This window comes from Hymenobacter segetis, from assembly GCF_038448715.1.
GTDB classification, from domain to species: Bacteria; Bacteroidota; Bacteroidia; order Cytophagales; family Hymenobacteraceae; genus Hymenobacter; species Hymenobacter segetis.
On sequence record NZ_JBCEVZ010000039.1, the window covers coordinates 14,201 to 26,474 of the forward strand.

8 protein-coding genes and 1 pseudogene are annotated in these 12,274 nt (G+C 57.7%); 2 read left to right on the forward strand and 7 right to left on the reverse strand.

The features are described 5' to 3' along the window. Positions 1 to 3 precede the first annotated feature (3 nt). The 6 genes and pseudogenes from AAFH49_RS14960 to AAFH49_RS14985 all read right to left on the reverse strand — a co-directional run bounded on the left by AAFH49_RS14960 (position 4) and on the right by AAFH49_RS14985 (position 10,323). The gene (locus tag AAFH49_RS14960; protein WP_342299402.1) at positions 4 to 3,354 is read right to left on the reverse strand and encodes an SNF2-related protein; all 3,351 of its coding nucleotides are present in this window, start codon (positions 3,352 to 3,354) and stop codon (positions 4 to 6) included. Positions 3,355 to 3,433: 79 nt separating this feature from the next. Next, positions 3,434 to 6,772 carry a type I restriction endonuclease subunit R gene (locus tag AAFH49_RS14965; RefSeq protein ID WP_342299404.1) on the reverse strand — a complete coding sequence of 1,113 codons (3,339 nt, stop codon included), beginning with the start codon at positions 6,770 to 6,772 and terminating at the stop codon, positions 3,434 to 3,436. 23 nt (positions 6,773 to 6,795) lie between these two features. Further along, positions 6,796 to 8,028: a restriction endonuclease subunit S gene (locus AAFH49_RS14970; RefSeq protein WP_342299406.1), complete on the reverse strand. Its 1,233-nt coding sequence runs from the start codon at positions 8,026 to 8,028 to the stop codon at positions 6,796 to 6,798. Between the two features lie 4 nt (positions 8,029 to 8,032). Continuing rightward, positions 8,033 to 9,622, reverse strand: a pseudogene (locus AAFH49_RS14975) (type I restriction-modification system subunit M). Between the two features lie 65 nt (positions 9,623 to 9,687). Further along, entirely contained in the window at positions 9,688 to 10,035 is a 348-nt protein-coding gene (locus tag AAFH49_RS14980; protein ID WP_342299408.1) for a hypothetical protein, read from the reverse strand. Positions 10,036 to 10,044: 9 nt separating this feature from the next. Continuing rightward, complete coding sequence (locus AAFH49_RS14985) at positions 10,045 to 10,323, reverse strand: hypothetical protein (protein WP_342299409.1); 279 nt, start codon at positions 10,321 to 10,323, stop codon at positions 10,045 to 10,047. A gap of 250 nt (positions 10,324 to 10,573) precedes the next feature. On the opposite strand from AAFH49_RS14985, the gene AAFH49_RS14990 reads away from it, so the two are divergent. Continuing rightward, positions 10,574 to 11,098: a hypothetical protein gene (locus tag AAFH49_RS14990; protein ID WP_342299412.1), complete on the forward strand. Its 525-nt coding sequence runs from the start codon at positions 10,574 to 10,576 to the stop codon at positions 11,096 to 11,098. 111 nt (positions 11,099 to 11,209) lie between these two features. Next, a complete protein-coding gene (locus AAFH49_RS14995) occupies positions 11,210 to 11,617 on the forward strand; it encodes a hypothetical protein (protein WP_342299414.1) in 408 nt (135 codons plus the stop codon). Between the two features lie 178 nt (positions 11,618 to 11,795). On the opposite strand, the gene AAFH49_RS15000 is transcribed toward AAFH49_RS14995, so the two are convergent. Next, the gene (locus tag AAFH49_RS15000; protein ID WP_342299416.1) at positions 11,796 to 12,263 is read right to left on the reverse strand and encodes a YybH family protein; all 468 of its coding nucleotides are present in this window, start codon (positions 12,261 to 12,263) and stop codon (positions 11,796 to 11,798) included. Between the last annotated feature and the right edge of the window lie 11 nt (positions 12,264 to 12,274).

A 12,274-nucleotide genomic window follows, 5' to 3' on the forward strand; every position in this document is an offset into this window, starting at 1 on the left:
TTTCTAATCCACTAATTCAGATTGCTTGGCTACTCCAATAATGCAAGCAGCAATGCGATAATCTACAGTCGGCAATACTCCGGCTTCATCCAATAAATGCTGAAGTACCTCAATCGGTAACAGTATTTCAGCACCGTGCTTTTTCAAGGTTTTGAGGCTGATTATGTGCCGATGGTTCTTATTGGCCTGACGCAATTTTCTTACATGAGGTAATAACAACTGCAGCCAATGAGCCGCCAGCTTCCCGAAGTCAACCATGACTTCGTCGCGGCTGGATTCTGGTCCACTCAGCGTTTTTGCTGGCTGAAATAAACTCAGGACTTGGCGCAATAAAACGGCGCGAGGGTCAGAGGTTGATGCCTTGTCCTTTCCAATACTTTTCAGGTGCACCCGCACAATGGCTTCGCCTACTTCCAGAGCTCGCCGGGCACGGTTGGGCAAAAGCTGCCGTTCGGCAGCTTGCAGTTTTTGCAGGAAATGGTTCAGGTAATTATCGCCGTCTTCCCAAGCCAACGATTTGGCCGGCTGACCAGCTAAACGTAGCTGCAAGGCTTGACAAATGCGGCCTAAATCCGACTCGGGTGACTCATCGTCAACCAACATATACCAGTTGCCACTGCGGGTAGTGCTACTGCGTAGCGCGAAAAAGGCCCATGCCTGCTCAGCAGCAACGTAACTCACCCGGCACTTTACAGACTCGCGGGAAGTCCATATTTTTTCATACGTCGCTTGGGGTACCAGTTGATTAGGTCCTGTTTTAAGCTCGCGCACTGGTTGCAGCGCGTCCTGCAAGCCGGTCCAACGAGCTTCGTCGCGCCCAGCCTGACGAAAGGGATTCAACGATTTGGTAATGCTATTGTGCTCCAGCTTATCAACATAATCCGCCAAATGCTCATCAGGTAGCACTAGGTTGTTGCCGATTAATTGACCAGCATGTCGCAGGGCTTGAATCAGGTGTTCGTCCGCTTTTAGCGAGAAGGCCGGGCTGTCTTTAGGCCAGTAAGAAGCAATGGTTTCGTGAGGACTATCGAGGCGGTCTAGTCGTCCCAGGCGCTGCTCAGCCACGCGCAATACCGTGGGCATATCGAGTTGGACAAGGTCCGAGGTTTGCTGCAAGTTGAGCGACTCTGATACCACATCTGAGCAAAAGGCAACTATCCCACTGGCGGATGAACCCAGCTTAAAATCCCCTTCCAGCCGCCTACGGGCTTTTTGTTGGGCACCGGTTACCGTGAAACTTTCGAGGCCTGTCAGTTGCTGCTCCTCAAAAAGCATCCGCAACCGCTCCAGTGTAATGAGCGAATGGTCGAATGCCAGCACCAGCTTATGATTACCCTCGCCCAATAATTTGGCAATGAGTTGCACCTTGCCGCGCTCACGCGACTCCGTAAGTTGACTGAGTAATTCCAATAGCTCCCGGTAAATAGCAATTTCAGCTGCGCAATGAACCTGCCATGCAGCCGCGTCGTGCAGCCAGGGCTGGGGGATTAGCGCGGTTGGCAGCTTTTCCGGGTCACGTTTAGGTAAGCTGCCAGCACTCAGCACAGCTTCCAATTGCTGAATTACTCCCTGTGTTTTAAGCCTGGTGGCAGGCAATTCTACAAGGCCAAAAGCATCAGCCGCAGCTTGAGCACCGGCTAAGTGCTCATATAAAGCCGCATTGGAAGAACGTAATGCCTGGCGCAAAGTGAACCGGGCCAGATATGGCGCTAACTCCACTCGCTTCTCCAGGTACCGACGCTTTTCTTCGTCGGTCAGGTAATGGCTTTGCTTGGGGTTCAGGTCAAGCAAATAGCGAATACCAACTAATTGCTCGGCTACCTCACGCATTCGCTCAGCAATTTTCTGGTCTGCGGAGGTTTCCTCGGTTTTATAAGGATGCGGCTTGTGATCAGGATAATTGCAGCCACGCAACGGGACCGGCCGCTCATACTCTTTTGGCTGGCGTTTTATCTGGCTGGTTAATTCGTAGCGAGTACGACGCAACAGAAACTGGCCCACAAACTGGCGCAGCTGTTCCACATCAGCTTCATCGAACCTGCGCAGGGGCTTGCCACGCAGCCGTTCCAGCGTGAGCAAGTCGTTATCGGACAGGTTATCTACGTCCAGCAATTCGATTAGCCGAAGCAAGTCGGTAGCATGCCGGTTCAGGGGCGTAGCCGTGGTCAGGAGCAAATGCTGGTAGCTGTGCTGCACTAGCTGCTGGGTGCGCAGGCTGCGCGCATTGAGGTAGCGGTGTGCTTCATCCAGCACCAACACATCGACCAATTGCAGCTTTTCGCGGATGCGGTACGGGTCGGGTGCACCTTCCTTCTTACTGAGTTGTCCGCCTGAAATGCGTTCTACCCCGGCCCGGCCCAGTTTCAGGCAGCAATCCTGCCAGTCATCCAAGATGGATGGCGGCGCAACCACAGCCAGATTGAGCGGCCGGGGCTGCCGGGCTTGTTTGCGTCGTTCCAAAGCCACCAGTAAGGTGCCGACCAACTTGGTTTTGCCCGAGCCGGTGGGGTCAGCCACTAGCACGTTGCCGAGATGGTCGAGCACGTAAAGCGCCTGCGCTACGCCTTGCCGCTGGTGCGGCCACAGCCTGGGCGCATCGGCCAGCAGGCCACCGGCTTCAAATAGCGAGTCGCCCTCCAGAATTTCGGCAATGGCACGGGCCAGGGCTTCGGGCCAAGTCACGACTTGCAACAGGGACTTGAGCAGTTCTACTGCTCGGGCATTATAATCAACGCCCTCGTCCCAGAAATTTTGCCCTAGCTGCCGCACGTACTCATAACGTTTGGCAATAGCGCGGCTGCGACTTTGGCGCTTATAGCGCACGTTGGCTTCAATCTGCCGGTTCATGCCCAGGCCGTAGGGGCTGAAATTGCTCGACCCCAGCATGGCGTGGGTGTTGCCCACGTAGAGCTTGGCGTGCAGTCCATCCAACAGCCGCATTTGCAGCCAACCTTGTGGCGCTTCCAGCAGGGCAATGGTGCGCAGAATGGCGCCGCCGTGCACAATGGAAATGCCGCGCCGCAGCCAGTAATCCCGGATTTCATTGGCCAGCGGCTGGTGCACCGGCCACCCTTTTTTATCGCGGGCCCTGGGTTCCTGCTCAAAACCCAGCATCACCCGCACCGCCTGAAATGGCGGCAACTGATGCTTATTCCCTCCGAACAGGGTTACCAGCTCGCTCAGTGAAGTGAAGCCCGTAATGATGCCATATTCGGTCGAAGCCTTCAGGTCGCGCAAAAACCAAGGCCCTACCCGCTGCTGCCTGGGCAACCAGTTAATGGGAAGGAGGTGTTGCGGCGGCCACTTCGGGCCATCGAAATTTAGGACGTGCTGGGTAGAGTTAGGTTTAGGCACGAGGAAGCAAGAGAGTGAATTTTTAACATATCAAATGTAAATACTTCTTCACCTCACACTGGCTTATACCGAGATATTCCTACTTCTTTGTCAGTTCATTCGCAATCAACTCCGCCTGCTTCAGCACCGTTTCCGTCGCCAGCAGCTCCATATCGGGCGGGTAGCCGAACTGGCGCAGGGTGCGCTTCACAATGACTTTCAGCTTGGCCCGCACGCTTTCCTTGATGGTCCAGTCGATAGAGGCATTGCTGCGCACCCGCTCGGTGAGCACCACGGCCAGTTCGCGCAGCTTGTCTTTTTGCATCAACTCCTGGGCGCTGTCGTTGTTGGCCACGGCCGAGTAGAAGGCGTACTCATAGTCGGTGAGGCCCATGGCGGCGGCTTCGCTGTCCATGCCGGCTACTTCTTCCCGGCCCAACTTGATGAGGTAGTCGATAACCTCGGCAGCGGTGATAATCTTGGCGTGGTAGCGCTTGATGGCGCTTTCCAGCATTTCCATCAGCGACTTGCTTTTCACCAGGTTGTATTTGGCGCGGGCTTTTATCTCGTCGCGCAACAGCTTCTGCAGCACTTCCAGCGCAATATTCTTGTGCTGCATGCCCTTCAGCTCCAGCAGGAATTCCTCCGAGAGGATGGAAATATCGGGCTTCTTGATGCCGGCCGCGTCGAACACGTCAATTACCTGCTCCGACACCAGCGCCTTGTCAATCACCTGCCGGATGGTGGTTTCGATGTCTTCGTCGCTGCGGCCCGAGCTGCCGGTGGTGAATTTAGCCAGCCGGGCCTTCACGGCCTGAAAAAAGCCGATTTCTTCCTTCACAGCCATGGCCAGCTCGTGCGGAATGGCAATGGCAAATGCTTGCGACAGCGCCGTTACCTCGTAGATGTAGCGCTTCTTCCCATCGGGCAGCCCCAGGACGTGGTCCTCGGCGGCCAATATCATCGACAGCTTTTGAGCGGTGCCGGCGTCGTAGTAGTGGTCGTAAGCAAAGCCATGGTACATGGCTTGCACCACTTCCAGCTTCTCCGCCATCAGGGCCACGGCCTGTATTTGGGTTTCGGCCGGGTCGCCTTTGCCGCCGGCATCGGAATAGAAGGCCAGCGCCTTTTTTAGGTCGGAGGCGATGCCCAGGTAGTCCACCACCAGTCCGCCGGGTTTGTCCTTGTACACGCGGTTGACGCGGGCAATGGCCTGCATCAGGTTGTGGCCCTGCATAGGCTTATCGATGTAGAGCGTGTGCATGCTCGGGGCGTCGAAGCCCGTAAGCCACATGTCGCGCACTATCACTAGTTGCAGCGGGTCGGCGGGGTCTTTCATGCGCTCGGCCAGGGCGCGGCGCTGGGCCTTGTGGGTGTGGTGCTTCGCAATGTCGGGCCCGTCCGACGAGGCCGAGGTCATCACCACTTTCAGGCGTCCTGTTGTCAGGTCGTCGGTGTGCCAGTCGGGCCGCAGGGCCACAATGGCCGCGTACAGCTCGGCCGCGATGCGCCGCGACATGGCCACTATCATCCCCTTACCCTCAAATACTTCCTGCCGCTGCTCGAAGTGGGCCACGATGTCGGCCGCGATTCTGCCGATGCGCTGCTCGCTGCCAATCAGGGATTCGAGCTGCGTCCACTTGGCTTTGGCCTTCTGGGGGTCGCTCAGCCCTTCCTGGTCCAGGCTTTTGTCGAGGTCGGCCACCAGCTTTTTGCCTTCCTCGCTCAGGCTCACTTTGGCCAGGCGGCTTTCGTAGTAGATGCGCACTGTGGCACCGTCTTCCACGGCCTGGGCGATGTCGTAGATGTCGATGTAGTTGCCGAACACAGCCGGGGTGTTCACGTCGGTTTTCTCGACCGGCGTACCCGTGAAGCCCAGGTAGGTGGCGTTGGGCAGGGCGTCGCGCAGGTACTTGGCAAAGCCGTACACCACTTTTTTGCCCACCACGTCGCCGGCCTCGTTTTTCACGTCCACGGTTTTGGCCTTGAAGCCGTACTGCGTGCGGTGGGCCTCGTCGGCAATGACGACGATGTTGCGCCGCGCCGACAACTCCTCGTACACGTTGCCTTCCTCGGGCTGAAACTTCTGGATGGTGGTGAACACCACCCCGCCCGAGCCCACGCGCAGCAGGGTTTTCAGCTCCTGTCGGTCTTCCACCTGCCGGGGCTCCTGGCGCAGCAGCTGCGTCGAGCCGGCGAAGGTATCGAACAGCTGGTCGTCGAGGTCGTTGCGGTCGGTGATGACCAGCACGGTGGGGTTGTCGAGGGCCAGCACGATTTTGCCGGTGTAGAACACCATGCTCAGGCTTTTGCCGCTGCCCTGGGTGTGCCACACCACACCGGCCTTCTGGTCGCCGAAGGGCTGGGCTTTCACGGTGGGCAGGCCGTAGCGGACAGGGTCTTCCTGGGCGTCGGGGGCTTTCTGAACGTCATGCTGAGCTTGTCGAAGCATCTCTACCGCTTCGTCGCTCGATTGATTTACTGCTGCACGCGAGATGCTTCGGCTGCGCTCAGCATGACGTTCTGTTAATTCGCCTGTCTCCGGCGTGTGCCCGGCCGCCCGCAGGGTGGAAGCCACCGCCGCGTTCACCGCATAGTACTGGTGGTAGGCCGCCACCTTCTTCACCGTGGTAATGGCAATTACCCCCGTCTTGGGGTCTTCCTTTTTCGACTTCTCGAACACCACGAAGTGGCGCAGCAAATCCAGCAGCGTGGCCGGGCCCAGCATGCCCCGAATCAGGGTTTCGAGCTGGCCCACCAGCGGCGAGGCTTCGGCCAGGCCGTCGGCCGACTTCCAGGCCATGTAGCGGCTCAGGCCCGCCGACAGCGAGCCGGCCCGGGCTTCGTGGCCGTCGGAGATGACCAGCAGGCCGTTGTAGGTGAACAGGCCCGGAATGAGGGCCTTGTAGGTTTCGAGCTGCTTGTAGGCGGTCTGGAGGGTGGCTTTCTCGTCGGCGGCATTTTTCAGCTCCAGCACCACCAGCGGCAGGCCGTTCACGAACAGCACCAGGTCGGGGCGCTTGGTGTGGCCGTTTTCCACTATCGTGAGCTGGTTCACGGCCAGGAACTCGTTGCGGTCGGGGTGCTGGAAATCGACCAGCCACACCACCTCGCCCCGCTCCTGCCCGTCCTGCTGCCGGCCCACTTTCACGCCCTCGGTGAGCAGGCGGTGAAACGTTTCGTTGTTGGCCAGCAGCTCGGGCGAGGCAATGTCGCGCACCTGCCGCAGGGCATCTTCGCGGGCCTCGGCCGGCACGGTGGGGTTGAGGCGCGCGATGGCGGTGCGCAGCCGCTCCAGCAGCAGCACATCGGCCCAGCTGGCCCGCTCGGCGGTGGGCTCGCCGGGGGCCAGCGCCGGCCCGTAGCCGTACTGATACCCTAGCTGCTCCAGCAGCTCGATGGCGTATTCTTCGATTGCGTTTTCGGTGAGTTTCGCCATGGGTAGAGGGGCGGGAATGGGGGTTAGTAGGCGACGCGCACCTCCCCGCTCATCAGCTTAGGGAGCAGCGTGTCGCGCAGGGTGGAAAGGGTTTGAATCACGCGCCGGTCTTTATCGGCTTTATCAATAAATCCTTGGGTTATCGAGGAGAATTCTTCAGCCTTTTCAATAGATGGGATTCTCACTTTAATATTCAGAATGTCTTCTGGTCTTATTCGCTGGTGGCTTCCGCTTGTACCAGAAGCAGCCATTGTCATTTCGCCAACAACATCTTCCGATTTAATAAGGAAATAGAAGTACGCATACAGGCTCTGCTTTTTAGGTTTGAAAACCTGAAATTCAGTTGAACAGACCGAATTATCCTCTATACTATTACCGATTGCCCATATTCTGGGAAAGCGAGGATTCAACTTTGAAATCAAAATGGTGTTGGGTGAAACCTCGTACTTATTGCTCAATATTTCTAGTCCCAATTCCCGAGTTGGAACTTGCCCATTATCATAGGCTGGCAAACTGTATTGGTGGTACATCACCGTGGGATTAGCAACAGGATTTATGCCCACTTTAAGATGAGTAGCAATGTCTCCCACTTTGCGCTCTTCCCACTCATCCTTTGCCTCCTCCACAAACCACTGCCGAAACAGCGTTTCCGCCAAGGCTTCCAAGGTGGCATTTTGCCGATGCAGCAGGTCTATTTTGTCATCTAGGCTGCATAAGACACCGGCAATGGCTCGTTGTTCCGCCAACGGTGGCAGTAATATTGGATACCGTCCTATGCTACCTCCACTGATATTTTCTTGGGCGCTATTACTGTCGATATTATTCTGAATGAACAATTGAAAGTCCTCCCCAGAAAGACAGTAGTAAACAAAATCATTGCTAATACCCGGTTTTGACTTGATTTTAGCAACGCGCTGATTTATCAACGCCGTTTTATTAAGCTTAACTCGTCCAACTTTCCCAATAGTCGCACCCGTCATTGCAACCACGTAATCGCCGAAAGAAATACGATATTTATCAAGCTTGCCTTTAGCGTAATTTAAAGTAACAACTCTGTCTGTGTTGTTAAAATCAACAAAGCCTTGGTTTATGTCTTTTATCTTGATTACGACCTCGCCACGACTACCAAATTCTTGGCTTTTGAACGCAAAGCCAGGGATAATATCAGCGACCTCATCTAGCAGTGTATCTTTCCACTCATTGGCGCTAGCGATTTCTGCTACTTCCCCCCACATTATTTCCGTCTGCCCGCTCATATCTCTACGCCGTTAAAATCTTCGCCAGGTTATCCGCAATCAGCTTGTTCAGCACGCTTTCCTCGCTTAGCTGCGCCTCCAGTTCCGCCCGTAGCGTGGTGAAGCGCTCGGTGAAGTCAAACTCGTCGTCGTCGTCGGGCAGGCCCACGTAGCGGCCGGGGGTCAGCACGTAGTCCAGCTCCTGCACCCGCGCCAGGGGGGCGGCCATGCAGAAGCCGGGCACGTCCTCGTAGCTGCCGCCGGTGGTGCGCCACTGGTGGTAGGTGTCGGCAATTCGTTTGATGTCGTCGTCGCTCAGCTCGCGGGTGCGGCGGTTCACCAAGAAGCCCAGGTTGCGGGCGTCGATGAAGAGAATCTCGCCGCTGCGGTCGCGGAAGCGGGCATCGCCCCGGCGGTTGCGGTTCATAAACCACAGGCCGGCCGGAATCTGGGTGTTCAGAAACAGCTTGGCCGGCAGGTTCACGATGCAGTCGATGAGGCCGGCCTCCACCAGCGCCCGGCGAATGTCGCCCTCGCCCGAGCTTTTGGAGGTGAGCGCCCCCTTGGCCAGCACCACGCCCGCCTGCCCCGTGGGGGCCAGGTGGTGGATGAAGTGCTGCATCCAGCCGAAGTTGGCGTTGCCGGCGGGCGGCACGCCGTACTTCCAGCGGCCGTCGGCGCGCAGCAGCTCGCCGCCCCAGTCGCTCACGTTGAAGGGCGGGTTGGCGATGATGTAGTCGGCCTTCAGGTCGCGGTGCGCGTCGTTAAGGAAGGAGCCCTCGCTGTTCCACTTCACCTGCGAGCTGTCGATGCCCCGGATGGCCAGGTTCATCTTGGCCAGCCGCCAGGTGGTCTGGTTGCTTTCCTACCCGTAGATGGAAATGTCGTTCAGGCGCCCCTGGTGCCCGGTCACGAACTTCTCGGAGTGCACAAACATGCCGCCCGAGCCGCAGCAGGGGTCGTACACGCGGCCCTCGTAGGGCTCCAGCATTTCCACTAGCAGTTCTACCACGCTGCGCGGGGTGTAGAACTGCCCGCCCTTCTTGCCCTCGGCCAGCGCAAACTCGCCCAGGAAATATTCGAAGACGCGGCCCAGCACGTCGGCGCTGCGGGCCTTAGCGTCGCCCAGCGCAATGTTGCCCACCAGGTCAATTAACTCGCCCAGGCTGGTGGGGTCCAGGTTCTGGCGGGCAAATACCTTGGGCAGCACGCCCTTCAGCGGGGCGTTATCTTTTTCAATCCAGTCCATGGCATTGTCCACTGCCCCGCCAATGCCCACGGTGATGTCCTTGCCTTCAGTGTCTTTGATGAGAATCTGGCTGGCCTTGGCGTGGTTTTGCAGGAACTGCCAGCGGGCATACTCGGGCACGAAAAACACGTTTTCAGCCTTGTATTCGTCCTTGTCTTCGGGGTCGGCCCCGGCGTATTCGCCCTCGCCGGCCAGCAGTTTGGCGTAGTGCTCCTCGAAGGAATCGGAAATGTATTTGAGGAAGATGAGGCCCAGCACAATGTGCTTGTACTCGGCGGCATCAATGTTTTTGCGGAGCTTGTCGGCGGTTTTCCAGAGTTGCTTTTCCAGCGGCTCCTCGGCGGTTTCTTTCTTGGTCTTGGCCATTTTTATTTATTCATTCCTGCGGCGAGCCTGCGCCCGCTGCCTATCCATTGTCACAAGTTCGGCCGTTAGACTTTATACTTCATCAGCACGCCCTCCTGCACTTCCACAAAGCCGAAGTTTTTCAGCGGGAAGTAGGCAAAGCGGCGGGCCTGCTCCATCTCGTCCCAGGCTTCGTCCAGCACGAAAGAGTTGCCCAGCGCGAGTACGGTGCTCTGCCCGTCGTTGGTGACCGATTTAATGTGATAAATTCTTTTTACACCGCGCTCGCCCGATATCCAATAGGGAGCGGCGTACCGCGCCTGCCAGCCCGCAAAGTTGGGCACGCCCAAATTCAGGTTGATGAAAATCAAGTCATCGTGTTTCACGAAGTCTTTGAACTCTTCGGTTTCGGGCACTACCATTACGTGAATCATACCAGGGGTCTATTTGAGTTTTTCGATGGTGATGCCGTCTTCATGGAACAGGTAGCTGCCGGGGCGCAGCAGGTAGGTATCGTTGGGGTCGGCCTGCTCCTTCCGGTTAGTGAATTCGTCCCTGTCCCAGAATATGTATTCCTCTTCCTCGCAGCTGACGGTCCCCTGGTATTTGTTATTGATTTTAAACGTCTCGCCCGGCTCCACTTCCATCGTGTCGATGTCGAACCCTCGTTGATACAACGAGCCGGTGGTGGGCATAATCTGGACTTCGAGCGTGTCACTCATGGTAGTTTGGGGGGCTGAGAGCAGCCTGATTAGATTCAGCAGCTTGCGCAGCGGCAGCCAGTGAATTGTGTGGATAAAGGGGGGCGCAAGCTAGGCAAAAAAAGCGTGCCGTCGGCTGTATTTCTTTTAATGAGCAGCCCTTTTGCTTCCGCTTTCCACCTCTTGCCAAAAAGCGGAAGCAAAGCCGGCCCATAATTGCTTCCGCTTTTTAACGTTACCTAAAAACCGGAAGCAACACAACTCTTACACAATGCCCACCCCTACCGTGTTATTGGCTCAATTGCGCGCATTTTTTGGCCTCAGCCAAACTGAATTGGGCAATTACTTCAATTTGAGCAGAGAAGTAATATCCCAGGTTGAGCGCGGCCTGCGCCCCCTGCCCCTCCCCGCCGCTCTGCCCCAGGCCGCCCTCACGCTGGCCCGGCAAAGCACCCAGGCCGAGCCCGCCCCCGAAGCCCCCGACACCGCCGCCCTACAAAAGCACCAGCGCGCCTGCCAGCACCGCGCCGACCAGCTCACCTACGAGCTAAGCCAGATACCGCCCCGCGCCACTTGGGCCAGAAGGCGGCTGGCGACCCTGCCCGTGCTCACGGCCGCGCTGGCCCCGGCGGGCACCGCAGCCCCGGCGTGGCTGGCAGGCTTCGTGGCTGAAGCCCGCACCGAGTTGGACCGTAGCGGGAGCACCGCCCAGGCCCGGCTGCGGGTACGCATTGCCGGGCTGCGGGCCGAAGCTGAGGCGGCCGCGCAGGAGCTGGCCGCAACGGAAACGTCATGAAAAGATTGTGTGATTTACTGCACAATATAGATTGGTTGATAGTGGTTTAGGGGCCAACGGAGCGCGGGAGCGAGCCGGCAGTTTCAACTACCCTTTTCACTGTTTACACTTATGGCTTTTTCCGTAAATCTGCTCACTACCATCGCCGAGTGCGACGCCCTGCTCGCCACCAAACAGCGCGAGCGCACCGGCCTGGCGAACCGCCTCAACAACCTCCAGTTTCAGCTCGACAACTGGGACGATTCTACCAGCGCTACCACCGAGCTAACTGCCACCCAGGCCCTGATTGCCGGCCTCACGCCCGTAGTAGCCGCCCTGGCCGACGGCGACGACAAGCGCCGCAACCAGAACATGCTCAACCGCTACGAAACCCGCGCCAACAACCTCACCAGCAAAGTGGAGAACTACGGAACCACCGCCCTGCTCGAAAAAGAGTTGGACCGCGATACCCTTACCGACGGCATTGCCACGCTCGATACCTTCGTGGCCGCCGTGACGGCCCGCCGCGACAAAATATAGGCAAACGCTGTTATTTCCATCGAAAAAGCCCGTTCCGGTTTGGAGCGGGCTTTTTTTATTCTGTCATCCTGAGCTTGCGAAGGACCTTATCACGCTTGCCATCGTTTCGATTACGGCAAAATTATTCAATGGTGAGAAGGTCCTTCGCAAGCTCAGGATGACAGACGACAGGGTCGCGCTACTGGCTGCTGTTGGTGTGGTCGGCCACCACCACCCACTTGCCTTCCACCTGCCGCAGCACCAGCAGGAAATACCCCTGCAAATCGCCCAGCGCCGCCGGCCGCGCCAGGTGCCAGCGCCCCACCACCTGCGCCGCCGTGGGGGCCACCAGCGTCACGCGCAGCCCGCTGAAATCCAGTTGGCCCATAGCGGCCGCGTCAGGGTAATTCTTTTGATAGTTGGCTAGCGTGGGCTGCCAGCCATAAGTCGGCCCCTTCCGCCCGATGAACACCAGCGAATCGGACTTCCAGTAGCCCTGCATGAAACCGGGAATGTCGCCCCGGTTCCAGGCCGCCGTTTGGGTCGTGAGCACCTGCACGATGGCCCGGCGGGCCGCGGTGGGGTTATCGGTGGCTGCTGAACGTGCCGTGGTGCAGCCGGCAAGGCTCAGGCAGCACAGGCATATTAGGTACAAAGTCTGCCGCATAATTTGAACGA

Coding starts and splice junctions, on each gene's coding strand:
- AAFH49_RS14965 (WP_342299404.1), bottom strand. CDS start 6,772: ATGGCGAAACTCACCGAAAACGCAATCGAAGAATACGCCATCGAGCTG.
- AAFH49_RS14980 (WP_342299408.1), bottom strand. CDS start 10,035: ATGATTCACGTAATGGTAGTGCCCGAAACCGAAGAGTTCAAAGACTTC.
- AAFH49_RS14995 (WP_342299414.1), top strand. CDS start 11,210: ATGGCTTTTTCCGTAAATCTGCTCACTACCATCGCCGAGTGCGACGCC.
- AAFH49_RS14985 (WP_342299409.1), bottom strand. CDS start 10,323: ATGAGTGACACGCTCGAAGTCCAGATTATGCCCACCACCGGCTCGTTG.
- AAFH49_RS14990 (WP_342299412.1), top strand. CDS start 10,574: ATGCCCACCCCTACCGTGTTATTGGCTCAATTGCGCGCATTTTTTGGC.
- AAFH49_RS14970 (WP_342299406.1), bottom strand. CDS start 8,028: ATGAGCGGGCAGACGGAAATAATGTGGGGGGAAGTAGCAGAAATCGCT.
- AAFH49_RS15000 (WP_342299416.1), bottom strand. CDS start 12,263: ATGCGGCAGACTTTGTACCTAATATGCCTGTGCTGCCTGAGCCTTGCC.